The organism is Arthrobacter sp. MMS24-T111, assembly GCF_054888995.1.
Map to the genome: position 1 here is coordinate 3,855,395 of NZ_JBTZRO010000001.1, position 26,636 is coordinate 3,882,030.

At 68.3% G+C, this 26,636-nt stretch carries 23 protein-coding genes, 1 pseudogene and 2 riboswitches; of the genes and pseudogenes, 8 read left to right on the forward strand and 16 right to left on the reverse strand.

Annotated elements, in window-relative coordinates; all coding sequences use genetic code 11:
- Window positions 1-85: 85 nt before the first annotated feature.
- The 9 genes from dnaG to ACX5I6_RS18145 form a co-directional block, all read right to left on the reverse strand.
- On the reverse strand, window positions 86-2,020 hold the full coding sequence (gene dnaG, locus ACX5I6_RS18105) for a DNA primase (protein WP_285248167.1): 1,935 nt from the start codon (window positions 2,018-2,020) through the stop codon (window positions 86-88).
- A 15-nt stretch (window positions 2,021-2,035) separates the two neighbouring features.
- The gene (locus ACX5I6_RS18110) at window positions 2,036-2,296 is read right to left on the reverse strand and encodes a ferredoxin (RefSeq protein WP_461841365.1); all 261 of its coding nucleotides are present in this window, start codon (window positions 2,294-2,296) and stop codon (window positions 2,036-2,038) included.
- Entirely contained in the window at window positions 2,293-3,549 is a 1,257-nt protein-coding gene (locus ACX5I6_RS18115; protein WP_461841366.1) for an NADH-ubiquinone oxidoreductase-F iron-sulfur binding region domain-containing protein, read from the reverse strand. The genes ACX5I6_RS18110 and ACX5I6_RS18115 overlap by 4 nt, the downstream gene beginning before the upstream one ends.
- Window positions 3,546-4,103 (reverse strand): ferric reductase-like transmembrane domain-containing protein, encoded by a 558-nt coding sequence (locus tag ACX5I6_RS18120; RefSeq protein ID WP_461841367.1) that lies wholly within the window; start codon window positions 4,101-4,103, stop codon window positions 3,546-3,548. Before ACX5I6_RS18120 ends, ACX5I6_RS18115 begins: the two co-directional genes overlap by 4 nt.
- Window positions 4,096-5,232, reverse strand: a complete 1,137-nt coding sequence (locus ACX5I6_RS18125) for an FAD:protein FMN transferase (protein WP_461841368.1) — start codon at window positions 5,230-5,232, stop codon at window positions 4,096-4,098. Before ACX5I6_RS18125 ends, ACX5I6_RS18120 begins: the two co-directional genes overlap by 8 nt.
- 1 nt (window position 5,233) lies before the next feature.
- On the reverse strand, window positions 5,234-5,548 hold the full coding sequence (locus ACX5I6_RS18130) for a hypothetical protein (protein WP_461841369.1): 315 nt from the start codon (window positions 5,546-5,548) through the stop codon (window positions 5,234-5,236).
- Between the two features lie 122 nt (window positions 5,549-5,670).
- Window positions 5,671-7,002, reverse strand: a complete 1,332-nt coding sequence (locus ACX5I6_RS18135; protein WP_461841370.1) for a deoxyguanosinetriphosphate triphosphohydrolase — start codon at window positions 7,000-7,002, stop codon at window positions 5,671-5,673.
- Window positions 6,995-8,173, reverse strand: a complete 1,179-nt coding sequence (dusB, locus tag ACX5I6_RS18140) for a tRNA dihydrouridine synthase DusB (RefSeq protein ID WP_285248173.1) — start codon at window positions 8,171-8,173, stop codon at window positions 6,995-6,997. The genes ACX5I6_RS18135 and dusB overlap by 8 nt, the downstream gene beginning before the upstream one ends.
- Before the next feature lie 107 nt (window positions 8,174-8,280).
- Window positions 8,281-9,699 (reverse strand): YibE/F family protein, encoded by a 1,419-nt coding sequence (locus ACX5I6_RS18145; protein ID WP_461841371.1) that lies wholly within the window; start codon window positions 9,697-9,699, stop codon window positions 8,281-8,283.
- A 140-nt stretch (window positions 9,700-9,839) separates the two neighbouring features.
- On the opposite strand from ACX5I6_RS18145, the gene ACX5I6_RS18150 reads away from it, so the two are divergent.
- Window positions 9,840-10,622 carry an alpha/beta hydrolase gene (locus ACX5I6_RS18150; RefSeq protein WP_461841372.1) on the forward strand — a complete coding sequence of 261 codons (783 nt, stop codon included), beginning with the start codon at window positions 9,840-9,842 and terminating at the stop codon, window positions 10,620-10,622.
- Between the two features lie 11 nt (window positions 10,623-10,633).
- Window positions 10,634-11,461, forward strand: coding sequence for a lysophospholipid acyltransferase family protein (locus ACX5I6_RS18155; RefSeq protein WP_461841373.1), 828 nt, complete (start codon window positions 10,634-10,636; stop codon window positions 11,459-11,461).
- 75 nt (window positions 11,462-11,536) lie between these two features.
- Here ACX5I6_RS18155 and ACX5I6_RS18160 read toward each other — a convergent pair whose 3' ends face one another.
- The 3 genes from ACX5I6_RS18160 to ACX5I6_RS18170 form a co-directional block, all read right to left on the reverse strand.
- Window positions 11,537-12,568 (reverse strand): GNAT family N-acetyltransferase, encoded by a 1,032-nt coding sequence (locus ACX5I6_RS18160; RefSeq protein ID WP_461841374.1) that lies wholly within the window; start codon window positions 12,566-12,568, stop codon window positions 11,537-11,539.
- A gap of 2 nt (window positions 12,569-12,570) precedes the next feature.
- Window positions 12,571-13,956: a glycine--tRNA ligase gene (locus tag ACX5I6_RS18165; protein ID WP_461841375.1), complete on the reverse strand. Its 1,386-nt coding sequence runs from the start codon at window positions 13,954-13,956 to the stop codon at window positions 12,571-12,573.
- Between the two features lie 127 nt (window positions 13,957-14,083).
- Window positions 14,084-15,079, reverse strand: coding sequence for a DMT family transporter (locus ACX5I6_RS18170; RefSeq protein ID WP_461841376.1), 996 nt, complete (start codon window positions 15,077-15,079; stop codon window positions 14,084-14,086).
- Between the two features lie 32 nt (window positions 15,080-15,111).
- Here ACX5I6_RS18170 and ACX5I6_RS18175 point away from each other — a divergent pair, with 32 nt between their 5' ends.
- Window positions 15,112-15,345 (forward strand): RNA-binding S4 domain-containing protein, encoded by a 234-nt coding sequence (locus ACX5I6_RS18175; protein WP_018763404.1) that lies wholly within the window; start codon window positions 15,112-15,114, stop codon window positions 15,343-15,345.
- Between the two features lie 31 nt (window positions 15,346-15,376).
- Here the strand turns inward: ACX5I6_RS18175 and ACX5I6_RS18180 are convergent, their stop codons facing one another.
- Window positions 15,377-16,027 (reverse strand): alpha/beta hydrolase, encoded by a 651-nt coding sequence (locus ACX5I6_RS18180; protein WP_461841377.1) that lies wholly within the window; start codon window positions 16,025-16,027, stop codon window positions 15,377-15,379.
- Between the two features lie 77 nt (window positions 16,028-16,104).
- On the opposite strand from ACX5I6_RS18180, the gene ACX5I6_RS18185 reads away from it, so the two are divergent.
- On the forward strand, window positions 16,105-16,974 hold the full coding sequence (locus ACX5I6_RS18185) for an SGNH/GDSL hydrolase family protein (RefSeq protein ID WP_461841378.1): 870 nt from the start codon (window positions 16,105-16,107) through the stop codon (window positions 16,972-16,974).
- A gap of 49 nt (window positions 16,975-17,023) precedes the next feature.
- Window positions 17,024-17,602, forward strand: a complete 579-nt coding sequence (locus ACX5I6_RS18190; protein WP_461841379.1) for a hypothetical protein — start codon at window positions 17,024-17,026, stop codon at window positions 17,600-17,602.
- A gap of 39 nt (window positions 17,603-17,641) precedes the next feature.
- On the opposite strand, the gene ACX5I6_RS18195 is transcribed toward ACX5I6_RS18190, so the two are convergent.
- The 3 genes from ACX5I6_RS18195 to ACX5I6_RS18205 form a co-directional block, all read right to left on the reverse strand.
- Window positions 17,642-18,778: a zinc-dependent alcohol dehydrogenase family protein gene (locus tag ACX5I6_RS18195; RefSeq protein ID WP_461841380.1), complete on the reverse strand. Its 1,137-nt coding sequence runs from the start codon at window positions 18,776-18,778 to the stop codon at window positions 17,642-17,644.
- 124 nt (window positions 18,779-18,902) lie between these two features.
- Window positions 18,903-20,018: a homoserine O-acetyltransferase MetX gene (metX, locus tag ACX5I6_RS18200; RefSeq protein ID WP_461841381.1), complete on the reverse strand. Its 1,116-nt coding sequence runs from the start codon at window positions 20,016-20,018 to the stop codon at window positions 18,903-18,905.
- A gap of 12 nt (window positions 20,019-20,030) precedes the next feature.
- Window positions 20,031-20,146, reverse strand: a riboswitch (SAM riboswitch).
- Between the two features lie 99 nt (window positions 20,147-20,245).
- Window positions 20,246-21,571 carry a bifunctional o-acetylhomoserine/o-acetylserine sulfhydrylase gene (locus ACX5I6_RS18205; RefSeq protein ID WP_461841382.1) on the reverse strand — a complete coding sequence of 442 codons (1,326 nt, stop codon included), beginning with the start codon at window positions 21,569-21,571 and terminating at the stop codon, window positions 20,246-20,248.
- Window positions 21,572-21,614: 43 nt separating this feature from the next.
- A riboswitch (SAM riboswitch) is annotated at window positions 21,615-21,729 on the reverse strand.
- 429 nt (window positions 21,730-22,158) lie between these two features.
- On the opposite strand from ACX5I6_RS18205, the pseudogene ACX5I6_RS18210 reads away from it, so the two are divergent.
- The 3 genes and pseudogenes from ACX5I6_RS18210 (at window position 22,159) to ACX5I6_RS18220 (ending at window position 26,569) form a co-directional block, all read left to right on the forward strand.
- Window positions 22,159-23,423: pseudogene (locus ACX5I6_RS18210) on the forward strand (IS110 family RNA-guided transposase).
- Between the two features lie 50 nt (window positions 23,424-23,473).
- The gene (locus tag ACX5I6_RS18215) at window positions 23,474-25,828 is read left to right on the forward strand and encodes a S8 family peptidase (RefSeq protein WP_461841383.1); all 2,355 of its coding nucleotides are present in this window, start codon (window positions 23,474-23,476) and stop codon (window positions 25,826-25,828) included.
- 102 nt (window positions 25,829-25,930) lie between these two features.
- On the forward strand, window positions 25,931-26,569 hold the full coding sequence (locus ACX5I6_RS18220) for a VOC family protein (RefSeq protein WP_026265047.1): 639 nt from the start codon (window positions 25,931-25,933) through the stop codon (window positions 26,567-26,569).
- Window positions 26,570-26,636 lie beyond the last annotated feature (67 nt).

Genomic DNA, 26,636 nt, shown 5'->3' on the forward strand with positions numbered 1-26,636 from the left:
GAAGCGGGTATTAGCCTAGCAAACACCTGCGGCGGAAACGAAATCGGGACGCTGTCCGGCCCGCCCACCCGGCGTGCGTGGCCGGCTACGCCTCGGCGCGCAGGGCCCGGCGTTCCATTTCCAGCATCATCAGTTCACGGTTGAGCCGCTGGTAAGTTTCCGGATCCGCCGCCGGATCGAGCCGCTGCAGCTGCCCCATCTTGTCCGCCTTGACCCGGGTGATCTGCAGCTCGAACAGGCGGGACAGGATGTCGCGGCAATACTTCAGCACCGCTTCCTCCGTGTGCGCGGGCAGCGGCACCACCGCCAGCTCCGAGACCAGCGGCCGGAGGGGTTCGGGAACTTCGTGCATCACGTGTTCCACCCAGCGCACCGGATCACCGGCCGCCTGCCCCGGACCGGTGGCGCGCATGGCGTCGTGGACGGCCTGGAAGGCGGGCGTGGCGAACCGGGCGTCAGCGAAGCGGTCCCAGACGGCGCCGGCCAGCAGGGACGGCTGCTGGAGTGCCACCTCCAGGGCCTGGCGTTCCATCGACGCCACCGGGTCACGCGGGTCCGGCCGGTGGAAGGAAGGGACCGCGCCCGACGACGGCCCGGCAGCCACGCCGGGGCCGCCGGGTTGGGCGGCACCCGGCTGGGCGGGGTTGCCGCCCTGCGGGTGACCGGAGGCGGCCGGACGTCCGGTGTCCCCCCGTTTCACGGCGGCCGTGACGAGGCGGAGGACTTCGTTGGGGTCCGGCATCCCGAGCCAGCCGGTCAGCGCCTGGCAGTAGCCCGTCCGGGTGGAGGCGTCACGGATGGCGGCCACCACGGGCACTGAGGCTTTCAGGCCCTGTACCCGGCCCTCCACGGTGTCCAGGTTGAACTGCTTCAACGTGGTGCGGATGGCGAATTCAAACAGCGGCCGGCGGGACTGGATGAGGGCGTGCACTGCTTCGTCGCCCCTGCTCAGGCGGAGGTCGCAGGGGTCTGCGCCCGTGGGTTCCACCGCCACGTAGGTCTGGGCCGTGAAGCGCTGGTCTTCCTCGAAGGCCCGCAGGGCCGCTTTCTGCCCCGCGGCGTCCCCGTCGAACGTGAACACCACTTCTCCCCCGGTGCCGTCGTCGGACAAGAGCCGGCGGGCTATCTTGATGTGCTCGGTGCCGAACGCCGTTCCACAGGTGGCCACCGCCGTCGTAATTCCTGCCAGGTGGCAGGCCATCACGTCCGTGTAGCCCTCCACCACCACCAGCTGGCGGTCCTTGGCGATGCTGCGCTTGGCGAGGTCGATTCCGTAGAGGACCTGGGACTTCTTGTAGAGCGTGGTTTCGGGGGTGTTGAGGTACTTGGGGCCTTGGTCGTCCTCGTAGAGCTTGCGGGCGCCGAAGCCGATGGTGTCGCCGGCGATGTCCTTGATGGGCCAGATGAGGCGGCCGCGGAAGCGGTCGTAGATGCCGCGGTTGCCCTCCGAGAACATGCCGGTGAGCTTCAGCTCGGCGTCGGTGAAGCCGCGGCCCCGGAGGTGCTTCAGCAACGCATCCCAGCCTTGGGGGGCGTACCCGCAGCCGAAGTGCTCGGCCGCTGCCCGGTCGAAGCCGCGTCCGTGCAGGAAGCTCCGGGCCTCGGCGGCACCAGGCGTGAGCAATTGGGCGCGGAAGAACTCGTCGGCAATTTTGTGGGCATCCAGCAGGCGCTGCCGCCGGCCCACTTCCTCCCGGTTGGGCCCGCTTCCGCCATCCTCGTAGCGCAGCTCGTAGCCGATCCGGGCGGCGAGTTTTTCCACCGCCTCGTGGAAGGAACTGTGGTCCTGCTTTTGGACGAAGGCGATGACGTCACCGTCCTCGCCACAGCCAAAGCAGTGGTAGCGGCCTACCTGGGGGCGGACGGTGAAGGACGGCGAGCGCTCGTCGTGGAAGGGGCACAGGCCCTTCCAGGTTCCCAGTCCGGCGCCTTTGAGCGTGACGTAGCCGTCAACCACTTCCTTGATGTCCGTGCGCTGGCGTACTTCGTCGATATCTTCACGTTTAATCAGCCCAGCCACACAGCAATCTTAGTGTCACCGTCCCGGCTTACGGCTTTCACGTACCGGCGCCATGCGTTCCTGGAGGCTCAGGGCCAGTTTGGGACAGAGGAACACAGCCTCCTGGGCGGCTTCCCGGTCCGCGTCCCGCAGCGGAATGTCCGTCCGTTCGCGGCCCGACTTCCCACGCGCCACGGGGTATCCCCAGTCATCACGGTCCAGTACGCCGGGAAGCAGTTCCGTGCACAGGCCGCGGCCGTCGCAGCTGGTCCAGTCGATGTGCAGGATGGCCGTCATGCCGCCACTCCCCCCAGGGCAGCACAGTATCCGGCGAGGTGCGCACGGACGTCCGCGGCGAACACCTCGAGGGCGCTGCTGACCAGTCCGGTGGTCCCCTCAGGATGCCGGCAGGCGCCGCGGCCGGACACCAGCCGTCCCAGGCGGTCCAGTTCGGAGGCGAGTCGGGGGTTGCGTTCCCCGCCTGCGATCCGGTTGAGGACGGCCGCCATGGCCGGCAGGCCGAACATGCAGGGTCCGCATTGCCTGGCCGATTCATTGGCGAGGTAGGTGAGGATCCTGGCGGTCGCCCCGATACCGCAGGCGTGCGGACCAAGCGCATGGATCACGCCTGCTCCGGGCCGCACCGTCCCGGCCACCGGCCCCACCGGCGAGAGCACATGGGCAGCGGGCCGCACCCAGCGGCCGTGGTAGCCGCCCACCAGGACGGCGGACAACGGCGCCGGGTCCATCCCCGCTTCCTTGAGGACGGCGGACAGTTCCACCCCACCCGGCACTTCCAGCACCACGTCGCGGACCGGGGCGGGCCCGGAGACGGACACGAGCCGGGTTCCCGGATCCGTCGCAGTCCCCGCTTCGCGGAACCACTGCGCCCCGTAGCGGGCGATCAGGGCAACCTGTGCCAGGGTTTCGACGTTGACCACCAGCGTGGGGCGGCCGTTCAGTCCTGATTCGCTCAGGCGCCGGCGTTGGTCAACGGGCACCGCATTTCCGGTGGCAATCATGTTGACCACCGCGCTGGACTCGCCCGAGATGAACGTTTCCGGTGCCTCCACCACCCTGACCCGTTTGGTGCCGGGACGCCCGGCGAGGGCCTCCCGGATACGGGGAAGGCCTGCCGCCGGCGCGTACACGTACGTGCTGGCGCTGCCCAGGGCAGCCGCCAGGGTGAGCAGGCCGTCGATGACCAAGTGCGGTGCGTGGCTAAGGAGGGTCCGGTCTTTGAAGCTGAGTGGTTCGCCCTCGGCGCCGTTGGCGATCACCACCGGCCGGGCCGCAAACAGGCCCTTCCGGCCGGACTCCGCCGTCGCGGTCGCCTTGCGCCAGGTTTCGAATGCCGCCCCGCCCCGGCCGGTCAGCCCTGACGCCGCGAGTGCGTCAAGCAACCCCGGTGCTGCGGCGGCCGCGTCCAGGGAGCCGAAGGTGTCCAGGTGCTGGTCCCAGCCGGCATCCGGGCCGGCCGCGAGGAGGCGCGGTTCCTGCCGTGCCGCGTCCGGGGGCGCCGTCTGGGAGGAATCTCTGGCGTGGCTCACGGGAGGTTTCCTTGCCTGGCAGCGGAGGTTTCAAGAAATGTCGGGGACAGCCGCCACAGCAACGCCGCGGCCACGGCGACGGCGGACGCCGCGGCAAGCAGCAGGAACCAGCCGCTTGAGACGTCGGAACCGTTTCCGAGGGCGTGCGCCATGGCCACCGGCCAGACGCCGTAGGTCAGCCAGTGGACCGCCTTGAAGGTCCGTTGTCCGATCCGGTGCCGCAGCAACCCGGTGACAACCACGGCCAGGACCAGGTCAAGGGCCACCGTCCCCAAACCCTGCCAGAACGGTTGGAAGGAACCCAGGAAGGGCACCACGATGTCCACCGGGTTCAGCTTGGCGAAGGAGTCCAGCAGCAGGGAGCCCACGTGGAGCCCCAGGAAGACGGTGGCGAGCAGGGCGATGTTCCGGTGCAGGAGGCTGATGGAAAACCGTGGCAGCACCATCAGGGGACGGCCGGACCTGTTGAGGATTCCCAGCAGCACGGACGCTGTGAACAAGGCAAGGGAGATGAAGCCGCTCACCCGGCCGAAAGCCCACATGGCCTCATCCATGGCGGCCACCCCCCGCTGCGCCGAGGCCGGCAGCCTGGCGGGGTGGTTCTGCAGGTTTGGATCCTGCGCCGCGGGGGCCTTGGCTGTCGCCGGGCCAGCCGCCGGTGGTGACAATCCGGCCGCGGCGGTCCACGAGCCGGGCCACGGTACCTTCGGCTCGGAACCAGTCCACGGCGGCGTGGCCGCGGACAATGGCAGCCGTGCTGCAGGCGTTGGCTTCCAAGCACGTGGGTGCGGCCACCGTCACGGACCGCCAGACGGGCTCGGCCGGGAGCCCGAAGCGAGGGTCCAGGATGTGGTGGACGTCGGTTCCCCGGTGCGTCCAGCGGCGCTTTTGCGTGCTGGACGTGGCGAGGGCATATCCGGGCGCAAGGGAAATGTGCTGGGCGGGGTCGTCAGGCAGGTCCTGGACCAGGATTTGCCACTGGCCGGGTTGGCCATCCACGTGGGGTCCCTGCCCTGCGCTGGCCAGGTCTCCGCCGAGCCCTACGAGGACCCCGCAGCCAAGCCGCTGGTGCACTTCGGCGGCAGCGAGGTCCGCTGCGACCGCCTTGGCCGTGGCACCGAGGTCAAGCCGGAGTTCGGCGGGCAGGGTCAGGGTGGTGGAGTCGAGGCCGAGCCTGGTCCATCCGGGCGCGCGCGTCGCGGGCATGTCAGGGGATGCGGCCGACGCCGGCGCAGGAGTTCGCGCCGCTCCGTTCGCCAGTGCCGGCACCGGCACGCTGCGGAGCCCGGTCGTACTATGTTGGTCCGGGCCGTGGCCCAGTGCGGCCAGGTCCGCCCCGAGGGTGGGGTCGACGTCGCCGCCGGTCATCGCCGCCGCGTCCAGGGCCCGTTGCAGGAGCAGCCGGAACATCGGGCTGACGGTGACTCCCTGCGCCATCCGCGGTTGGAGGACCAGAAGTTCCGAGTCACTGCGGAAACGGCTGCAGGCGGCGTCGACGGCGGCCACCACGTCGCGGACGATCCGTTCCGCGCCAGCCAGGGCGCCGGCGTCGGTAACGGTGACGGAGGCCTCAAGCTCCCAGACTGTCCAGGTTGATTGCGCCGCCATACGGCGTTCCGCCACCGCACTGCCGGCCGGGCCGGAACCGCCCGTGCGGGCACCGTTCGTGTCAGGACCGTTCATCTCAGGATCCCGAGGACCTGCCGTGGACCGTGCCGCCGTTGCCGGGTTGGACCGGTGTGGTGCTGCCGTAGCTCTTGGAGCGGCGCGTGCCGTTCTGCCGGCTTCCGTAACTGTCATTGCCGGAACCGGTGGAACCGTCCGATTTGGGCGTGGTGCCTTGGGTGCTGTTGTCCGTGGCGGGAGTGGTCCTGGCGATGACGGAGGGTGTGGCGGCGTACACGGCGGCCGCGCTGACGCCGGCAACTGCGACGCTGCCCACGCCCACCGCCACGGTAATCCCGGTGGCGAGGCGCTTGCCCCTGCTGCGAGTACTCATGACCTGCTCCCGTGCTTTAACGGCCTGCCTTTTCCCTATCTTGCCCCTCGTTCCTGTGGAAACTCTTTGAGCAAGCTGTTGATCGGTCGGGTGTTGGCAGGATCCGCCGTGGCCTCGCGGGGCTACCAGAGCGAAGGCAGGCTCCCCACCAGGCGCTCGTACATGGCCAGCGCCGAACCGTCCGTCAGCGACGCCACCTGGTCGATGACCACCCGAAGCCGTGCTCCGTCGTCGGCAGCGTCCCGCCAGTCGGCGGCAAACATCGGTTCCAGGTGCCTGTCCCCCGTGGCGTTCAGGGCAGTGACCAGGGCGTGGAGCACTTCGCGCTGGCGCTCGTAGATGGGCTGCCGGTGTTCGGTGGTCATCACGAACGTGGTGGCGAGGCCCTTCATGACCGCGATCTCCATCACCGTCTCATCCGGAACCATGAGTTCGGCGCTGTACCGGGTGAGGTTTTCGGGTCCGTAGACGGCGCGGGTGGTTTCCAGGGCGCTCTGGCAGAACCTGCCGATCAGCTGGCTGGTCATGTTCTTCAGGGCGGCCATCGACTTGCGGCTGCCGTCCGCCTCGCGCACCCACACGTCCGTGGCCTCGAGCCGGGCCAGGGCGGCGTCGATCGCCGCGGGATCGTTGTGCGGCAGGTACCACTGCTTCGCGTACCCCACAACGCGGGCACGGTGGTCCGGGTTGTCCAGCCAGCGCAACTGGAAGTGGCCGGCAACGATCGCGTCCTCCACGTCGTGCACCGAGTAGGAAATATCGTCCGCAAGGTCCATCACCTGGGCTTCCAGGCAGGACCGGCGCTCCGGGGCACCCTCGCGGATCCAGTTGAAGATGGGGAGATCGTCCTCGTAGGCGCCGAACTTGCTGGTCCGCTGGCCGTGGATCACCGGGGCCTCCAGGGCAGACCACGGGTATTTCGACGCGGCGTCGAGGCTTGCGCGGGTGAGGTTCAGCCCGGCCGGATGACCGTCAGCCGTGAGCACCTTGGGTTCGAGCCGGGTGAGCAGGCGGAGCGTCTGGGCGTTGCCCTCGAACCCGCCGATCGCGTGCGCCACCTCGTTCAGCGCCGATTCGCCGTTGTGGCCGAACGGCGGATGGCCGAGGTCGTGGCTCAGGCAGGCCGTGTCCACCACATCGGGGTCGCAGCCCAGGGCCCGGCCCAGTTCACGGCCCACCTGCGCCACTTCCAGGCTGTGCGTGAGCCGGGTGCGGACGAAGTCGTCCGTGTCCGGGGCAACCACCTGGGTTTTGGCGCCCAGCCGGCGCAGGGCCGAGGAGTGCAGGACCCGGGCGCGGTCCCGCTCGAAATCGGAGCGGTACGTGTTCTTGGGCGGTTCCTCCACCCAGCGGGCTGAATCGTGCAGCCCGTAGCCGGGCAACGCGAGGGCCGCGGTAGGCGTGCCGGGTGCCGGAGTGCCGGCGACCGGGGTGCTCAGGGAAGCTTCAGCCACCGGAAACGTCCAGCTCGGCAGCAGCGATGTCCCGGGACTGGTCATCGTTCAAGGCGCGGGAGTCGAGCCAGTCCTTGGGCAGGGCAGGGCGTTTCGGGGAGCCGGCACGTCCGCGCGGGCCCTCTGCGTCCACCCCGGGGTAGGGCGAGTCCAAGTCCAGCTCCGCGAGGGTGTCCCGCAACACCTCCAGGCTGGTGACCAGGGCCAGCCGGGTGCGCAGTTCGCCGCCCACCACGTAGCCCTTGAAGTACCAGGCGATATGCTTCCGGATTTCACGCAGCGCCTTGCCCTCGTCACCGAAGGTCTCCACCATCAGTTCGGCGTGCCGGTAGACACCCTCGGCCACCTGGCGCAGGTTGGGCCGGTGCCGGACGTCGCTGCCTTCGAATGCCGCCTGAAGGTCGCCGAACAGCCATGGGCGCCCCTGGCAGCCGCGGCCCACCACCACGCCGTCCACGCCGGTTTCGCGGACCATCCTGACGGCGTCCTCTGCTGACCAGATATCGCCGTTGCCCAGCACCGGGATGTCCGGCAGGGCCTCGCGGAGGCGGGCGATGGCGGACCAGTCCGCCTTGCCGGAGTAGAACTGGGCGGCCGTGCGTCCGTGCAGAGCGACGGCGGCAACCCCTGAGTCGCGGGCGATGCGGCCGGCATCGAGGTACGTCAGGTGGTCATCGTCAATGCCCTTGCGCATCTTGATGGTCAGCGGGATGTTGCCCTTGGAGGCTTCCTTGACGGCGGTCTGGACGATCGAGGTGAAGAGGTCGATCTTCCAAGGCAGGGCGGAGCCGCCGCCGCGCCGGGTCACCTTGGGGACCGGGCAGCCGAAGTTGAGGTCTATGTGGTCCGCCCGGTCTTCCTCCACGAGCATCCGCACGGCGGCACCGACGGTGCCCGGGTCCACGCCGTACAGCTGGACGGAACGGACTTTCTCGTCGTCGTCATGCGAAATGATGCGGAGTGATTCCGGGGTCCGTTCCACCAGGGCGCGGGAGGTGACCATCTCCGCCACGTACATGCCGCCGCCGTATTCACGGCAGAGCCTGCGGAAGGCGGAGTTGGTGATGCCGGCCATGGGGGCCAGGATCACCGGGGTGTCCACGGTGATGGGTCCCAGCTTCAGGGGCGGGAGTTCCAGCTTGGGGGCGGGAGGGGTTGCTGCAACAGTCACCTGTCCATTGTTGCAAAGCCGGGCAAATCGGAGGTTCCCGCCGTGGCACGAGGCCTCTCCGGCGGGGCTTTCCGCCCCGCGCCGCAGGCAGGTTGGGGCGCGTCCGGTCAGCCGCGGTCCGCCCTCCGGCCCCGGCGGGTGGCGGTTTCCCCAGCTGGTTCGACGCCGGCCCGCCGGCTGCGCTCCCCCAGCGCGGCTGCGGCGAGCGCCCCGGTGTCCGACACGTCGCCGGCGTGGACGTGGCCGTCGTCGTGCGCCCCGCCCCCGGCACGGCCCTCAGCTGCCCTGATGCCGGTGGCCTTGACCACGAGCACGGCGATCAGGGTGGTGACCGGGATGGCCAGGACCAGGCCGATGGAGCCCACCAGCGTGCGGATGACCTCCTCGGACAGTTCCGAACTGGTGAGGGTGTCCATCAGGGGCCGGTCGTAGAGCATGACGATGATCAGGATGGGCAGCGCAGCCCCCGCATACGCGAAGGCGATGGTGTACACGGTGGAGGCGATGTGGTCGCGGCCGATCCGCATGGCGGAGGTGAACAGTTTCCGGGCGCTGCTGCCCGGTGCCAGTTCGTAGAGCTCCCACACGGCCGAGGACTGGGTGATGGTGACGTCGTTCAGGACGCCGAGTCCCGAAATGATGAGCCCGCACAGGATCACGCCGGAGATGGAGATGTTCGCCGAGGTGTTCACCAGGGTGGCGGCGTCATGGCTGCCGACGCCGGCGAGGTTGGCGGCGTCCGTGGCCCAGGCGGCCAACAGCGACGTGATGCCGAGCCCGAAGATGGTGCCCAACAACGCCGTGGACGTCCGAGCCGAGAATCCGTGGGCAAAGTAGAGCACCCCGATCATGATCACGGTGGAGCCCACCAGGGTCAGGAGCAGCGGCGGTTTGCCCTCCACCAGGCCCGGGAGCAGGAAGTTGGCCAGGACGAAGTAGGCGCCCACGAGTCCGACCAGCGCGCGGAGCCCGCGCCACCGGGCGACGGCGATAACCACCGCGGCATAGAGCACGGCGAGCAGGACAATGGGCAGGGTGCGGACGAAGTCCACGAAGACGTAGGCCGGCGATCCCTGTGACCCGGTGGCTCCTTGGACCTTCGAGAGGTTCAGGTACCGGATCTGGTCCCCGGGCTTGACCCCGTGCGAAGAAGCCACATCCGGGTTGATGACCACCTTGACCGGGCTCCCGCCCTTGTCCGGCTCGGTGAACGCGAACGTACAGTCCGAGCCCTGGCGGGGAGGCTGCCCGGCGGTATCCTGGCCGGATTGCTGGCCCGTCCCCTGCTGGCCGGTCCCCTGCTGGCCGGGTTGCTGGCCGGTTCCCTGCATGCAGCTCTCAGCCACCACGCTTTGGATGGTTCCTGTATCGAACGTCACGCCGGGAGCCGTGGAATACGGGTTGGCGAGCGTGATTCCTTCCTTGCTGCCGGAGGGCCACAGCGCGGCCATCCCGGCCAGCGTCAGCAGCGCCAGCGGGATGAGGACCGCGGCCAGGATGCGGTTCGCCTTGCTGCGGGCAGCCATCGCTTGGGGTGTCGGCTCCGAATGGCTCTCGGAAGTGTGGGAGTGACCGGCGCCCATCAGCAGTACAACCTCATGGCTTGTACTCTACGTGCGGCGCCATAGGGTTTATAAATGGACCATCGGATGGGGAGGAACCAGGCATGGACAACGGTGGGACACATGGAACCGATACCCGCGGGACGGGAAAAAGTGGCCGGGAGCAGGGCGGGCACGCTCCTGCGGCCCCCCAGCACCGTCCCGTTCTGAGCGTCCTTGAGGCATCCGGTGCCACCAAGGGAGTGGTCCTGGTCCTGCACGGCGGGAGGGCGCACAGCCGCGCACCCGTGGAGGCACGGCACCTGAGCCCGGCCAGGATGGTCCCTTTCGCCCGCGACCTGCACCGCATGGGCAGGAAACACGGGCTGGCGGTCTGGTCCCTGCGCAACAGCGTCCGCGGCTGGAACGGCCCGGACATGACCCCGCTGCAGGACGCACGGTGGGCGCTCCGGCAGATCGAGGAACAGCACCCCGGCGTACCGATCTTCCTGCTGGGCCATTCGATGGGCGGCCTGACGGCCGTCTGCGCCGCCGACCACCCGCAGGTTGAAGCCGTGGTTGCCCTTGCGCCGTGGCTGAGCCCGGAGACCCCGTCCGCCCGGGTGGCCGGACGGAAGGTGCTGATCGTGCACGGAACCACGGACCACATGACCAGCCCCAGGCAGTCGCTGGCGTTCGCCCGCCGCGCCACCGCGGAAGCGGCAAGCATGCAGTATGTGTCCCTGCAGGGTGTGGGGCACTTCATGCTCCGCAAGATCCGGGTGTGGCAGACGCTGGCCTCCGGGTTTGTCATTAAGTCCTTCGCGGAGAGCACGGGCGCCCCTGTCCGGCCGCCGCGGTCTTTTACGCAGCTGCTGCCGGAATCGTCCGTGCACGTCACCCTCTAGGGGCGGTCCCGATGCCTTGGCGTCCACCGCCCAACGACACCTTCTACCGGGTCATCGTCCGTACCGGGCAGTTCCTGCGCTGGGCCCTCCGGCTGGACATTCAGGCGACCGGCGTGGAAAACCTGCCCGCGAAGGAACCGGCCACCGGCCCTTCCCGCCGGGCGTCCCCCGGAAAAGGAGCGGTCTTCGCCATCACGCACTTCGGCTACGTGGACTTCGCGGTGGTCGAGCTGCTCCTGTGGCGGCATACCCGTGCCCAGCTGCGGTTCCTCGTCCATCAAGGCGCCGCGGACCACTGGTTGGCCGGCCCCGCCATCAGCGCCAGCGGCCACGTGGTGGTGGGCTATGCGGACCGTTCAGACGCCTACGATGCCGCGGTGGCCAAGCTGCGGGCCGGCGAGTACCTCGCGGTCTTCCCGGAGGCCGGGGTGAGCCGCAGCTTCACCGTCCGCGAATGCAGGACCGGTGCCGTGCGGATGGCTGCGGAAGCCGGGGTCCCGGTCATTCCGGTTTCGGTCTGGGGTGCCCACCGGGTGATGACCCGCGGCCACGGATTTTCCCTCCGGCGCAGCTGGCGGGCGCCGGTGCGGCTTGAAGTGGGAGCGCCGATCGTCTTTACGCGAGACGTTGACGTGGAGGAAGCCACGGAGGGGCTGCGCGGCACGCTCCAGGCCGGGATCGACCGGTGCACTGCAGCCTTTCCGCTGCAGCCGGAGCCCGGGGCGTGGTGGATGCCGGCGCACCTGGGCGGCGGCGCTCCTTCGGACGCCGAGCGGCAGCGCCTGGACGCTGCAGACGCTGCCGCGGGCCGGCGTCGTGGTTCCCGCCAAACGAAGTAAGCGCCAGGTCTTGCCGTGAAGGTCACGGCAAAACCTGGCGCTGCCTTGGCTGCCGGGTGGGCCGGCCGGCCCCGGTCAGTCGGAGACCACCAGGGTTTCCGCCGCGGCGAGGCGGGCCTTGCCGGACTCCAGGAGGGGTTCGACGGCGGCGCGCAGCGCGGTCATGGAGTCGTCCAGTTCCAGCATCACCGGGTGCTGGTACGCGATGAGGGCGAGCATGTCGCGCACGGCCTCGGCGGCGTCCGCGGGGGACAGTGCCGGCTCATGTCCCACGAAAACGTCCGTCGGCGTGTCCTGTCCTGCGGACTCGGTCCCCGGGGCGGCGTCGGGATCGGCGGGGGCCGCGTAGCTGACGGCGAAGGCCCGGATGCGGCCCTTCTTGCTCGGCGCCACGCCGGCCCCGAAAGCCGATTCCGGTTCGGCCCGCAGCACGATGGCGCCGTGCGCTCCGGTGAGCTCGTCCAGGAACAGCTTCTGCACCTGTCCCACGGAGAGGACCCCGGGTGAATCCCAGTCATGGATGGCGGTGTAGTAGCGTCCCACCACGTCGGTGAGCTCCACCGAACCGGTGGCCAGGTCCATGACAACGTCAGAGCCTGCGTTCTCGCCGCCGGCCGCACCGTCCCCGTCCTTGGCCGGGAAGACGGGCAGCCGGAGGGCGCCCGGCTCCACGACCACCAGGCGCGAACGCTGGATGGGTTCCAGCCCGAACGCTTCGGCGAAGGCGGCCCCGACGGTACCGGGCTCCACCTTGGCGCGCAGCCTGGTGAAACCCGACGGCGCGTTTTCGGCTTCGCGGCGCAGCATGGTCAGCAGGCTGGCGCCGATGCCGGCGCGGCGGTGGTCCCGGGCCACCTCGATGTAGGTCCAGAGGCGTTCCGGGTGCAGGGACGCTTCGTAGACGACGCCGGCGGCTACCGGGATGCCGACGCCGTCAATGACGTCCTCGGCCACGATGCAGCGGCGCCACGGCGTGCCGTCCCGGCCGTTGGAGGACAGTGCCAGGGCACCGCGGAACTGGCGGGCCTCGCCGGTGTCCGGGTCACCCCAGATTTCCAGCAGCGCAAGGTCGTCCCCGTCGCGCCATGGGCGGTATTCGATGGCCACGCTCAGGCGCCGATCAGCCGTGCGGCCAGGTAACCCTCCACCTTGTCCAGGGAAACCCGTTCCTGGCTCATGGTGTCCCGCTCGCGGATGGTGACGGCCTGGTCCTCGAGGGTATCGAAGTCCACGGTGATGCAGAACGGGGTGCCGATCTCATCCTGGCGGCGGTACCGGCGGCCGATTGCACCGGCGTCGTCAAAGTCGATGTTCCAGTTCTTGCGCAGCTGGGCGCCGAGTGCCTTGGCCTTCGGTGACAGGTCCTCGTTGCGGCTCAACGGAAGCACGGCGGCCTTGACGGGGGCCAGGCGCGGGTCAAGCTTCAGCACCGTGCGCACGTCCACGCCGCCCTTGGCGTTGGGGGCCTCGTCCTCGGTGTAGGCGTCCACCAGGAACGCCATGAAGGAACGGGTCAGGCCGGCCGCGGGCTCGATAACGTAGGGGGTGTAGCGCTCGTTGGTGGCCTGGTTGAAGTAGCTCAGGTCCGTGCCGGAGGCCTTCGCGTGGGTGGAGAGGTCAAAATCGGTCCGGTTGGCGATGCCTTCCAGTTCGCCCCACTCAGAGCCCTGGAAACCAAAGCGGTACTCGATGTCCGTGGTGCCCTTGGAGTAGTGGCTCAGCTTCTCCTTGGGGTGCTCGAAGAAGCGCAGGTTCTCGTCGCGGATGCCCAGGCCGGTGTACCAGGCCATGCGCTCGTTCATCCAGTACTTGTGCCACTCTTCATCCGTGCCGGGCTCGACGAAGAACTCCATTTCCATCTGCTCGAACTCGCGCGTGCGGAAGATGAAGTTGCCCGGCGTGATCTCGTTGCGGAAGGACTTGCCGATCTGGCCGATGCCGAACGGCGGCTTCTTCCGGGACGTGGTGAGGACATTGTTGAAGTTCACGAAGATGCCTTGCGCGGTTTCGGGGCGCAGGTAGTGCAGGCCTTCCTCGCTGGCGACCGGTCCCAGGTAGGTCTTGAGCAGGCCGGAGAACTCCTGCGGCTCGGTCCATTCGCCGCGGGTGCCGCAGTTGGCGCAGGCAATGTCCTTGAGGCCGTTTTCCGCCGGGCGGCCCTTCTTTTCCTCGTACTCTTCCTCGAGGTGGTCGGCGCGGTACCGCTTGTGGCAGGAGAGGCATTCCACCAGGGGGTCGGAAAAGACCTCGACGTGGCCGGAGGCCTCCCACACCTGGCGGGGCAGGATGACGGAAGAGTCAAGTCCCACCACGTCCTCGCGGCCGCGGACCATGGACTGCCACCACTGGCGTTTGATGTTTTCCTTCAGCTCAGCGCCCAACGGGCCGTAGTCCCAGGCAGAACGCGAACCTCCGTAGATCTCACCGGCCTGGAACACGAAGCCCCTCCGCTTGGAGAGGGAAATGACCTGGTCGAGGACGGATTTTGCTGCCATGGGGTAACTCCAATTTCTACAGGGCCGCTGGGTGCGGTCCGCGGTGTGCAAACCCCGGCTGCGGCGTGCAGGGCACACCGGGCACCGGGTGGGCGGATGGGGAAAGATGCGTCGAAAGCTGCGTGTACTAGCCTACCGGCCGGCGCCCCCGGAGCGCGCCCCGGGGCCAGGGCAAGGTTGCCAGGATGATGGCGCAGAGGGTGAGCAGGGTGCCCAGGACCGTGGCGGGGGCGACGATGGTGCCAGGCGCGGGCAGCACCAGGTCCAGTGCCAGGGACCCCAGGAGTTGGCCCGCGATCATGCCAAGCCCGGTGACCAGCACGCCGAGGCTGCGGACCAGCAGGGCGCCCAGGCCGATGAACACGCAGCCCATGGGACCGCCCAGGTAGTACCACCAGTCGGCGGGCAACGGATTGCCCGCCCCGGCTACCGCGAGCTTCACGGCGAACGCCGCCCACAGCACGATGGTGCCGGCCACGAAGTTGACCAGGGTGGCGGCGATGGGGGTGCCGTAGTGGACGGTGGCGGTGCCGTTCATGGCCTGCTGGAAGCTCATAAGGAAGCCTGCCGCCACCGGAAGGAGCAGCGGAACGAGCAACGCACCCGGGCCGGCGTCGGTGCCGGCGCCTCCCCCGCTGAACCGCGGCGACACTGCCCAGGCGACCGCGGCAATGGTGAGGACGCAACCGATGATCCGGATTCCCGTGACGGACTTCTTCCCGGCCGGGCCGATCCCCAGCCGGTCCACCAGCAGCCCGCTCACTGTCTGTCCCGTGACGGTGGCGACGGTGAAGAGGGCCACCCCGAGGAGGCCCACGGTAAAGGACTGGGCGAAGACGAACAGCGCGCCGATGGCGCCGGCCAGCACGTAGATGCGGGGAAAAACCCTGGTACGGACGGCCGGGAGGATGGCCGCCAGCCCGGCCCGGCCCCGCGGCAAGACCAGCGAGATCAGGATCATCACCAGCAGGCCGGTGCTGAAACTGACCACGGCTGCGGCGATTCCGTCGTTGAGGCGGGCGCCGAGCGCCCCGTTGATGCGGCCTTGGACGGGGATGGCCAGGCCGGCACCCACCGCCAAGGGCAGGCCTGCGAGGACGGGCAGGCGTGGAGGGGAGGTCATTGGATCCACCTTAGTTCAGGCATTATTGCTGTATGAGCAACCCCATTGACGACGTCCCCATCCGCGACAGCATGATCCGGCTGGGCCAGCTGTTGAAGCTTGCCAACCTCGTGGAGGACGGCGTGGAGGCAACGGAGCTCATCAAGAACGGGCTGGTGAAAGTCAACGGCGAAATCGACGACCGCCGCGGCCGCCAACTGCACCACGGCGACACCGTCACCGTGAACGGGCACACCGTGAAGGTGGTCGCGCCGGAGGCGGGCTGACCGCCAAGGCCGCGGCGCCGTCGTCGTACGCCTATTTGTTGAGCACCTCGTGGGTGAGGAATTCCCCCACATGGCCGATCTCCTGCTGGTTGATCCCGTGCCACATGCCTGTGTAGAGCACCTTGGTGAGCTTGACGTGCTTGCGCACCCAACCCATGGTGAACTCGATCTTGTCCTGGGTGATCACCGGGTCTTGCTGGTCCCGGCCCCAGAACATGGGGATGGTTCCGTCCAGTTCGGCGTCCTTGAAAGTGGGGTCACCGGCGGCGTCCACCACGAAGCCGGAGAGTCCGACGACGGCTGCGAAGTCCGTGGGACGCTGCCGGAGGAGGGTGGTGGCCATGGCCATGCCCATGGAGAAGCCCAGCAGCGAGACGGAAGGATGGGCCTGTTTGATGGTGTCGATCCATTCCAGGACGTAGGCCGACGCCGCCTTGACCCGGTCCAGGGAGTAGTCGATGGACGCCGTCAGCGGGAACCAGGTGAAGCCCGGGCCCATGGCGATCGGCGCCCGGACGGACGCCACCGCGAAGTCCCCCGGAAGCATCCCGGCAAGGCTGAACAGGTCCTGTTCGTTGGCCCCGTAACCGTGGAGCAGCACCAGCAGCGGCTTGCCGGCACGCTGGTCTTCGGGGTGGGACCACAGGACAACGGGAGCGGGAAATACTTCGGCGTCAGTCATGGTTTCCATTCTTACAGTTACCCGAAAGTAACAACCTACGTTGGCGTAGCCATTGAAGCGGAAGGCAGGATAGGACAGTGACTGACGCAAGTGCCATCCAGACCCCGTCCGTGCACCCCGGTTCCCACCCCTGGAGCCGGTACGTGGCGATGGGCGATTCCTTTACCGAGGGCATCGGCGACCCTGAGCCCGCAAGCCCCGGAGGCCACCGCGGCTGGGCCGACCGGGTGGCCGAAGAACTGGGCCGCACCAAGCCGGACTTCGCCTACGCCAACCTCGCCGTCAGGGGCCGGCTCCTGCAGCAGATCGTGGACCAGCAGCTGGCTCCGGCTTTGGAACTGAAGCCGGACCTGGTCACCTTGTCAGCAGGCGGCAACGACCTCATCCGCCCGGGCGGCGACCCCGACGCACTGGCCGAAAAGCTCGATTCCGTAGTCCAGATCCTGTCCATGGGCGGCGCCACCGTGGTCCTGTTCAACGGTCCGGACACAGGCTCCTCCGTCCTGGGCAGGATCCGGAGCAAGGTGGCCATCTACAACGAGAACCTGCGGACTGTCGCGGCCCGGCACGACGCCGTCATCGCCGACATGTGGTCCCTCCGGCAGCTGAGCGACCCGCAGATGTGGGACCAGGACAGGCTGCACTTCTCCCCGTTGGGGCACCACACAATCGCGGCCATGGTGCTGGACTCGCTTAACGTTGAACATTCGCTGGAACCCCTCCAGCCCAAGGCGCTGCCGCCCCGGACGTGGCGCGAGGCAAGGACCGGGGACCTGGTATGGGCGCGCGAATACTTCGTGCCCTGGGTGCTGCGCCGGCTCCGGCACCAGTCCTCAGGTGACGGCATCACGGCGAAACGGCCGACGCCGGGTCCCGTCTTCGGCCCGGGCGTTCCGCTCGGATCCGGCGAGGGTCCGCTGGGAACCTCGGAACCCAGCCGCCGCTAGGACCACCCGGGGTTACGCTGGAAGGACAACCTTTGAGAGGCGCGGCACCGTGAGCAGCTTGTTTTTGTGGATCATCATCCTGTCCTTCGTTGTCCCCACGGCCATGCGGATGTACCGGCGGTCCATGGCACGGCGGGGCCGGGACCAAGGCTTGCCGGGCCAGTACCCCGGCCAGTTTCCGGGGCAGTACGGGCCGGGAGGGTTCCCCGGGTCCGGCCAGTATCCGGGCCAGTTTCCCGGGTCCGCGGGGCCGCAGAGCAACCAGCCCCGCGACGGCTACACCCAGCAGGACTACTACTCCGGCGGCTTCCGCCAGCCCCGGCCGGCCGGTGAATCACAGCCACAGCCCTACCAGTACGGGCAGCCGCCCCTGCCGGACCCCCGGTACGGCGCTCCGCAGGAACCGCCGTTCCAGCAGTTCCCGGGTCAGCAGCAGGGTATGGGCCAGCAGTTCCCCGGCCAGCAGCAGGGTACCGGCCACACGCCGGCCGGCCCGGCGGTTCCCCCGCCGGGAGCGCCCCAGGGATTCCGGGCCCGGAAGCTCGCAGAACTTGACCAGCAGTACAGCAACGGCGAAATGTCCATGGAGGACTACATGAAACGCCGCGGCGACATCATGAACGGCTGACTGCCTGCGGCGGCCACGCCTCAAGCCCGGAGCAACGCCTCAAGCCAGGAAGAGCCGCCTGACCACTTGCCCGGACGCCAGCGCATCCAGGCCTTCATTGATCTCGGCCAGCGGCCGGGTATCGGTGTGCAGCAGTTCCACCGGAAGCCTGCCTTCCCGCCAGTAGCCAAGGTACGCCGGGATGTCTCGGCGGGGAACCGCGTCACCCATGTAGGAGCCGAGGAGCCGTTTGCCGGCTCCTGCGAACTGCAGTGCGGGAACGGCCAGTTCAGCTGACGGATGGGGCAATCCCACCGAGACCACCGCGCCACCCCGCGTCACCAGATCAAGGCAAGTTGCGATCACGCCGGCCGAGCCGACTGCTTCGACGGCAACATCCACCCCGTCACCGGCAGCCTCGGCAACAAGGCGGGGCGCATCCGCAGGCGTTCCCACCGCCGTGGCACCGGCGTCCAGGGCCAAGGGGTGCTTGCCCGGATTGGGGTCGATGGCAATCACTGCGGCGGCCCCGGCGAGGCGGGCCGCCATGACGGCCGACAAGCCTACTGCGCCGAGGCCGAAGACTGCCACGGACTGACCCGGACGGACGGACGCCGTGTTGAGCACGGCTCCCATTCCGGTGAGCACAGCGCAACCAAACATCGCCGCGACGGTGTCCGGGACGTCGTCGTCAATCACCACTGCCGATTCCCGCGCCACCACGGCGTAATCCGCGAACGCCGAGACGCCCAAATGGTGGTTGATGCGCTCCCCCGCCGGCGTGCGCAGCAAGGCCGGCCCGTGCAGCAGGTCACCGGAGCCGTTGACCTCCGCTGCGCGGTGGCAAAGCGCGGGCCTCCCGGCCCGGCAGGCACGGCAGTGGCCGCAACTGGGCACGAAAACGAGGACCACGTGGTCTCCCACGGACACATCGGCCACCCCGTCGCCCACGGACACCACCCGTCCCACCGCTTCGTGGCCCAATGCCATCGGAAGCGGCCGGACCCTGGAGCCGTCCACCACGGACAGGTCCGAATGGCACAGGCTCGAATAGGTGATGTCGATCCCAAGCTCACCGGCACGCGGCTGTGCTTGGTCCAGCTCCTGAACGACCAATGGCTTCGCGTCAGCGTAGGTGGGGTTTCCCGATGCCTGTCCGGCGGTGGGAACGGTCGAATACAGGACGGCGGCTTTCATGACACGATCATGCCGTACTTCTGCTCCGGGCCTGATGCACTGCGGCGCCGCGGCGTCCACGGCAGCGTGCACCGGAAGCGCCGCTGTGGGTCAGCGGCCCGCGGCCGGGATACGGCGGGCGCGGTTAGACCAGGAACGTCGTCCGGAGCTGGTGCCCCAGCTGTCCGATCTCGGTCAGGAAGCCGTCATGGCCTATCGGTGCCGTGATTATGTGCACGTCAACATCACCGGGCAGGGCCTGGGCCAATTCGCGGGACTGGGACGGGAAGTAGAGCCGGTCGGAGTCCACGGCGGCAACGAAGAACCGGGCGGTGGCGGATGCCAGGGTCTCGGCCAGCGGCCCGCGGCCACGGCAGATATCGTGGCTCATCAATGCCTCGGTGAGGGCGATGTAGCTGTTGGCGTCGAACCGGCGGACGAGCTTCCTGCCCTGGTGGTCCAGGTAGCTTTCCACCTGGTACCGTCCGCGGTTTGCCAGCAGTCCGCCGTGCAGCGGCGACTCGGGGGCCTGGGGTTCCCGGCCGAAGCGTCCTTCCAGTTCCGCGGCGGACCGGTAGGTGATGTGGGCAATCCGCCGTGCAAGTGCCAGTCCGTCTTCCGGACACGGGCCGCCGTAGTAGTCGCCGCCGTTGAAGTTCGGATCCTGGCGGATGGCCAGTGTCTGGGCCTGGGCGAAGGCGATCTGTTCAGCCGTGCTGGCAGCGCCGACCGAGATGACGGCGCAGCGCTGCACCCGGTCGGGGTAGGTCACCGCCCATTCCAGGGCGCGGGCACCGCCCATGGAGCCGCCAAGGACGGCGTACCAGCTCCCGATGCCCAGCTGGTCCGCCAGCCGGGCCTCGGCCACCGTGCTGTCCCGCAGGGTGACCAAGGGGAAGCGGGAGCCCCAGGGTGCTCCGTTGGGAGCGGCCGAGGACGGGCCCGTGGATCCGTAACAACCGCCCACGATGTTGATGGACACCACGAAGAACCGGTCCGTATCAACGGGAGCCCCGGGACCGGCCAGCTGTTCCCACCAGCCCTCTTCGTCGGTGTCGCCCCGGGTCACGTGGGTGCTGCCCGTCAGGGCATGCTCGATCAGGATGGCGTTGCTGCCGTCCGCGTTCAGCGTGCCCCAGGTCTCGTACGCCAAGGTCACATCCGGCAGGTAGCCGCCGCCTTCGAGCTCGAGTCCTCCAATGGAGGCGTAGCGGACAACTCCGTGTTCGGGAATGGTGGTACGGGCGACGGTAACCGTCATGGCAAGACCTCTTCTACGCGCTTGCCTGCCGTCATTTGACCGGCAGGCCAGGTCTTCACCCGGGGCACCCCACCGCGGAAGGAGGGTTGCCGGCCAGCAAGCCGGGGCTGTCACTGGCACTCATGACCTGGTTCGAGTGTACGAAACACCCCCCGGTCCAGGCCAAGAGTGTGACTGGTTGTGACTTTCCGGCGCTGCCGGCCGGCAGCGCTCCAGCGTGCCGGCGGTCAGGCGTCGGCGCCGCCCTTGGCCGCGCGGAAACCGGCCTCCAGGTCGGCCAGGATGTCGTCGATGTGCTCCAGGCCCACCGACAAGCGGACCAGCCCCGGATTGACCCCGGCCACCACCTGCTGCTCGGGCGAGAGCTGGCTGTGGGTGGTCGACGCCGGGTGGATGACAAGCGAGCGGACGTCACCGATGTTGGCCACGTGGGAGTGCAGTTCCAGGGCGTCGACGAAGCGCTTGCCCGCCTCCGCACCCCCTGCCAGGTTGAAGGCGACGACGGCGCCGGTCCCCTTGGGCCCGTACTTGCGGCCCCGTTCGTACCAGGGGCTGGACGGCAGCCCCGCGTAGGCGACCGATTCGACGTCGGCCCTTCCCTCCAGCCAGCGCGCCACCTCCGTGGCGTTGGAAACGTGCCGTTCCACCCGCAGGCTCAGCGTTTCCAGGCCCTGCGAAATCAGGAAGGCGTTGAAGGGCGAAACCGCCGAGCCGAGGTCGCGCAACAACTGGACACGGGCTTTGAGGATGTAGGAAAGGTTGGCGCCCAGTGCGCCGCCCTCGCCAAGATCCCGGGCGTAGACCAGCCCGTTGTAGGTGGGATCCGGGGTGTTGAAACCGGGGAACCGGCCGGGGTCCTTGCCGAAATCGAACTTGCCGGAGTCGACGATGACGCCGGCAATGGCCGAGCCATGGCCGCCCAGGTATTTGGTGGCGGAGTGGATCACGATGTCCGCACCCCACTCCAGCGGCCGGATCAGGTAGGGCGTGGACAGGGTGTTGTCCACGATCAGGGGAACGCCGGCGTCGTGGGCAACCTGGGAGATGCCTTCGATGTCCAGGACGTCCTGGCGCGGGTTGGAGACCACCTCGCCAAAGAACAGTTTGGTGTTGGGCCGCACCGCGTTGCGCCACTGTTCCAGGTTGTCCGGATCTTCCACGAAGGTGACCGCGATGCCGAACTTCTTCAAGGTGTGGGCGAACAGGTTGTACGTTCCGCCGTACAGGCTGGGGCTGGCCACGATGTGGTCCCCGGCCTCGGCGATATTCAGGACGGCGAAGGTCTCCGCAGCCTGCCCCGAGCTCAGCAGCAAAGCCGCCAGGCCACCTTCGAGGCTGGCGATCCGCTGCTCCACCGCGTCCTGGGTGGGGTTGCCGATGCGGGTGTAGATCGGCGCCAGTTCAGCCAGGGCAAAACGGTTGGCTGCGCTCTCGGCGCTCGGGAACACGAAGGACGTGGTCTGGTAGATGGGCAGGGCCCGGGCTCCGGTGGCGCTGTCAGGCTCCTGGCCGGCATGGATCTGGCGGGTTTCGAAGGACCATCCGTTGGACATCTCAGTCTCCTATGACATGGGCCCGGCATGCTGGGAGCACCACGGGCCGCGCTTGCTTCCGGCAATTGCCGGACAGCCTGGTCCTCACCCGGGGCACCCCACCGCGGATGGAGGGTTGCCGGCCAGCGAGCCGGGGCTTGGCGCTGGCACTCATGACCTGCGCCCAGTGTAGGAAGATCGCTCCGGCCGGGACAGCATTGTGACGAACATGGTCTTGCCGCGGCGTGCGCGCCGCGCGGCCCGCGAGGGTGGCAGCTGACGGGCGGGGGACGGATCCGGGCGCGGGAGCAGTCCCATGCGGAGGTTTTCCAAGGTTCCACAAATAATGCGAAGGATCGCCCGAGGTTTGGCTGCCAGCCGTGCCGCCCCGGATACCTTGGAAGCCGGACGTCGTTATCCGGTCGCCCCGTTACCTTTTTCGTAGCCCGTTCCTGTTGCAGGATGAGGGTGTGCTGGCCTGCCGGCCCCGGCATGATTGCCGCCCCCAGTCGTCAATGATCCGGGGGGTGTTGTCACCGGGGTCCGGTAGGTGCCGGAGAGACCGCTAATAGAGGCAGGACAGTTTGGGATCGTCGTGCGTAACGTGGATGCCGGGCTCTGACACCGAGGACAGCCCAGCACAGGTATCAGCTGCTGCGACTGGGAGGTACAGGTGATCGGAAACCACGAAAGCATTGATGTCTTCATCGGCTTGGACGTCGGCAAGGGCGAGCACCACGCCGTTGCCGTGGACCGGGCCGGGAAGAAGCTCTTCGACAAGGCTTTACCCAACGACGAGCTCAGGCTGCGCGAAATACTGGCGTCGCTGGACAACCACGGCAGGATCCTGCTCGTGGTTGACCAGCCCGCGACGATCGGTGCGTTGCCGGTCGCGGTCGCCCAGGCCGCCGGTGTCACCGTCGGATACCTTCCCGGGCTGGCGATGCGCCGGATCGCGGACCTGCACCCCGGCGAAGCGAAAACCGACGCAAGGGACGCGTTCATCATCGCCGCAGCGGCCCGGACCATGCCCCACACACTGCGATCCATCCAGATCGCCGACGAACAACTCGCCGAACTGACCATGCTCTGCGGCTTCGACGACGACCTGGCCAAACAGGCCACCGCGACATCGAACCGGATCCGAGGCCTCCTGACCCAGATCCATCCGGCACTGGAGCGTGTCCTCGGCCCGCGCCTGGACCACCCTGCCGTGTTGGATCTGCTGCGGACCTGGCCGACCCCCGAAGCCCTCCGCCATGCCGGCCGGCGCAGGATCGGGAACCGGCTCAAGAAGCTCGCACCCAGGATGGGTGAACGTCTTGCCGGCGAGATCATCGAGGCCCTGGACCAGCAAACGGTGACAGTGGTCGGAACGAACGCTGCGACCATCGTGCTGCCCCAACTGGCGCGGATGCTCGCCGATATCCGCGAATCGCGGGACACCGTTTTCGCCCAGGTTGAAGCCCTCGTGGAGGCCCACCCTCTTCACCCGGTCCTGACGTCGCTCCCGGCGGTCGGCGTCAGGACCGCAGCACGGATCCTCACCGAGATCGTCGGGAAGGACTTCGCCTCCGCAGGGCACCTGGCTTCCTACGCAGGCCTGGCCCCGGTGACCTGGCGATCAGGGTCTTCCATCCGCGGTGACCACCCATCCCGGAAGGGAAACAAGATTCTCAAAAGAGCCCTGTTCCTCTCCGCCTTCGCGGCCTTGAAGGATCCGCTGTCGAGGGCCTACTACGACCGGAAACGAGCAGAAGGCAAACGCCACAATCAGGCTCTCATCGCCCTCGCCCGCCGCCGCTGCGACACCCTCTACGCCATGCTCAGGGACAGCACCTTCTACGAACCCCGGCAACCCTCAGCCGCTTGACGAAAACCATAGAGGCACCCCCTACTAAGCACAAAAGGAATCCGATTCCGTTGCCCCAGTCTTTGCGCCTGGCCGTTGGCGCCGCACTGTTGTCCGTCGTCGCCCTCTGCTCAAGCGGAGCACCGGCGCAAGCCTCGGCGCCGGCAGCGGCACCCACCGCGCCCGCCGCGCCCGCGGCCGCTCCCGACAGCCCGAACGGCCGCTACCTGGTCCAGTTCCCGGCGGGAACCGACGTCCCAACGGCGGCGCGCGACCTTCGTTCCCAAGGGGTCGCCGTCGACCACACGTTCAGCAAGGCCCTGCACGGAGCAGCGATCAAAGCCACGGCGGCGCAAGCCGCCGCACTGCTGCGGTCCGGCAAGGCAACCGCCGTGGAACCCGACGCGGTATCGACGATTTCCGCCACGGAAAAACCCGCCCCCTGGGGTCTTGACCGGCTGGACCAGCAGGCGTTGCCACTGTCCGGCGCCTACACGTATAACGCTTCCGGCCTCGGTGTCCGTGCCTATGTGGTTGACACCGGAGTCCTCGCCTCCAATGTCGATTTCGGCGGACGGGTTGCCGCGGGATGGACGGCACTGTCCGACGGCGGCGGAACAAGTGACTGCAACGGACACGGCACCCATGTTTCGGGGATCATCGCCGGAACCGTCTACGGCGTGGCCAAATCCGCCACGATCGTGCCTGTGCGGACCTTGGCCTGCGACGGGTCCGGCTACTATTCGGACATCATCGCCGGACTCGACTGGATTGCCGGGGACCATGCCGCAGGAACTCCGGCCGTGGTGAACATGAGCCTTGGCGGACCGGGCAGCACCCTCCTTGACACTGCGGTCCAGAACGTCGTCAACGACGGTATTTCCGTCGTCGTCGCGGCCGGAAACTCGGCCACGGATGCCTGCACGTCCTCCCCCGCCCGGGTCCCGTCCGCACTGACGGTAGCCGCAAGCGACTCCTCGGACCACCAGGCATCGTTTTCCAACTACGGCCAGTGCGTGGACCTTTACGCCCCGGGGGTGGGCATTACCTCCACCTGGAACACGTCGTCGACGGCCACGGCATCGCTGAGCGGGACCTCCATGGCTTCACCGCACGTTGCCGGCGTGGCAGCCCTCATCCTCTCCCAGCACCCGCTCTTCACCCCTGCGCAGGTCACGGACACCGTCCTCTCGGCGGCTGTTCCGGGAACCATCGCCGGTGCCGGCGCCGGAACGCCAAACAAACTGCTGCACGTGCCTGCCAGCCCAAGCCTGCCCGGGGCGTTCTCGTCGCAGGCGCCGTTCAGGCAACTGGACACCCGCTACGGCACCGGCGGCATCAGCGGCCCCGTAGCACCCGGAGACACCATCCGCGTCCCCGTCACCGGCCGCGGCGGCATCCCCACCACCGGAGTCTCCGCCGTCGCCGTCAACGTCACCGCCACCTCCCCCACCAGCTTCGGCAACATCACCGTCCACGCCGGCGGCACCCCCACCCCCGGAACCTCCAACCTCAACTTCAACCCCGACCAAACCACCCCCAACCTGGTCATCACCCCCATCGCCGCCGACGGAACCATCGCCCTGACCAACAACTCCGCCGGCACCGTCCAACTCATCGCCGACACCTTCGGCTACTACATCGCAGGAGCCCCGGTAGACCCTGGCACCTTCTCCTCGCAGGCGCCCTTCCGGCAACTGGACACCCGCTACGGCACCGGCGGCATCAGCGGCCCCGTAGCACCCGGAGACACCATCCGCGTCCCCGTCACCGGCCGCGGCGGCATCCCCACCACCGGAGTCTCCGCCGTCGCCGTCAACGTCACCGCCACCTCCCCCACCAGCTTCGGCAACATCACCGTCCACGCCGGCGGCACCCCCACCCCCGGAACCTCCAACCTCAACTTCAACCCCGACCAAACCACCCCCAACCTGGTCATCACCCCCGTCGCCGCCGACGGAACCATCGCACTGACCAACAACTCCGCCGGCACCGTCCAACTCATCGCCGACACCTTCGGCTACTACATCGCAGGAGCCCCGGTAGACCCTGGCACCTTCTCCTCGCAGGCGCCCTTCCGGCAACTGGACACCCGCTACGGCACCGGCGGCATCAGCGGCCCCGTAGCACCCGGAGACACCATCCGCGTCCCCGTCACCGGCCGCGGCGGCATCCCCACCACCGGAGTCTCCGCCGTCGCCGTCAACGTCACCGCCACCTCCCCCACCAGCTTCGGCAACATCACCGTCCACGCCGGCGGCACCCCCACCCCCGGAACCTCCAACCTCAACTTCAACCCCGACCAAACCACCCCCAACCTGGTCATCACCCCCGTCGCCGCCGACGGAACCATCGCCCTGACCAACAACTCCGCCGGCACCGTCCAACTCATCGCCGACACCTTCGGCTACTACATCGCAGGCTGAACGCGGCCCCTGCGGGGACTTCCCTCACCACGCCCGGGGGCGGAAATCCAAGTAAGGGTACCCTTAGCTGAGAGCCCGATCACAAAGTGCCAAGATGTTGCCATGCGCATGGATCACGTCTCTTACGCCTGTGAACACGATGGCCTCGCGGCCACTACCGAACGGATTTCAACTGCCCTCGGCGTTGAGGCAGTGAAGGGCGGGGTCCACCCCCGTTTCGGCACCCGGAATATGATCATCCCCCTCGCCGGGCACAAATACCTCGAAGTTGTGGAGGTCCTGGACCACCCTGCTTCGGACAAGGCACCGTTCGGACAGGCAGTGCGGGCCCGTTCCGCTGCGGGCGGCGGCTGGATGGGCTGGTGCGTCGAGGTGGACGACCTCGCCCCGTTCGAGGAACGCCTGGGCCGCGCTGCCGTGAACGGCAACCGCAAGTTCCCGGACGGCCGCGAACTCGTGTGGAAGCAGATCGGCATCCTGGGCCTAATTGCAGACCCCCAGGTCCCCTACATGCTCAAATGGGAAGGCGACCCGTCCCTGCACCCCTCCAACGCCTACGAGAGCAACCTCAAAATGAGCTGCCTGACCATTGCCGGCTCCGCGTCGCGGGTGACCGAGTGGCTGGGCGAGCCGGTGGAGAAGCCGCTTGAGGACGTTGCGGTCGAATGGGTAGCCCCGCACGGCACTCCCGGCATTCTGTCGGTCACTTTTGAAACCGCCAACGGGGCCGTCACGATCTGATTACCCCTCCCGCTCTCCGGCTTGTTTCCGGAGAGGGGCCGTAGGTACCTGCGCCCAAAGAGCTTCG

Coding starts and splice junctions, on each gene's coding strand:
- ACX5I6_RS18110 (WP_461841365.1), bottom strand. CDS start 2,296: ATGACGGCCATCCTGCACATCGACTGGACCAGCTGCGACGGCCGCGGC.
- ACX5I6_RS18120 (WP_461841367.1), bottom strand. CDS start 4,103: ATGGATGAGGCCATGTGGGCTTTCGGCCGGGTGAGCGGCTTCATCTCC.
- ACX5I6_RS18125 (WP_461841368.1), bottom strand. CDS start 5,232: ATGAACGGTCCTGACACGAACGGTGCCCGCACGGGCGGTTCCGGCCCG.
- ACX5I6_RS18130 (WP_461841369.1), bottom strand. CDS start 5,548: ATGAGTACTCGCAGCAGGGGCAAGCGCCTCGCCACCGGGATTACCGTG.
- ACX5I6_RS18145 (WP_461841371.1), bottom strand. CDS start 9,699: ATGGCTGCCCGCAGCAAGGCGAACCGCATCCTGGCCGCGGTCCTCATC.
- ACX5I6_RS18150 (WP_461841372.1), top strand. CDS start 9,840: ATGGACAACGGTGGGACACATGGAACCGATACCCGCGGGACGGGAAAA.
- ACX5I6_RS18155 (WP_461841373.1), top strand. CDS start 10,634: ATGCCTTGGCGTCCACCGCCCAACGACACCTTCTACCGGGTCATCGTC.
- ACX5I6_RS18165 (WP_461841375.1), bottom strand. CDS start 13,956: ATGGCAGCAAAATCCGTCCTCGACCAGGTCATTTCCCTCTCCAAGCGG.
- ACX5I6_RS18170 (WP_461841376.1), bottom strand. CDS start 15,079: ATGACCTCCCCTCCACGCCTGCCCGTCCTCGCAGGCCTGCCCTTGGCG.
- ACX5I6_RS18175 (WP_018763404.1), top strand. CDS start 15,112: ATGAGCAACCCCATTGACGACGTCCCCATCCGCGACAGCATGATCCGG.
- ACX5I6_RS18180 (WP_461841377.1), bottom strand. CDS start 16,027: ATGACTGACGCCGAAGTATTTCCCGCTCCCGTTGTCCTGTGGTCCCAC.
- ACX5I6_RS18195 (WP_461841380.1), bottom strand. CDS start 18,778: ATGAAAGCCGCCGTCCTGTATTCGACCGTTCCCACCGCCGGACAGGCA.
- metX (WP_461841381.1), bottom strand. CDS start 20,018: ATGACGGTTACCGTCGCCCGTACCACCATTCCCGAACACGGAGTTGTC.
- ACX5I6_RS18205 (WP_461841382.1), bottom strand. CDS start 21,571: ATGTCCAACGGATGGTCCTTCGAAACCCGCCAGATCCATGCCGGCCAG.
- ACX5I6_RS18220 (WP_026265047.1), top strand. CDS start 25,931: ATGCGCATGGATCACGTCTCTTACGCCTGTGAACACGATGGCCTCGCG.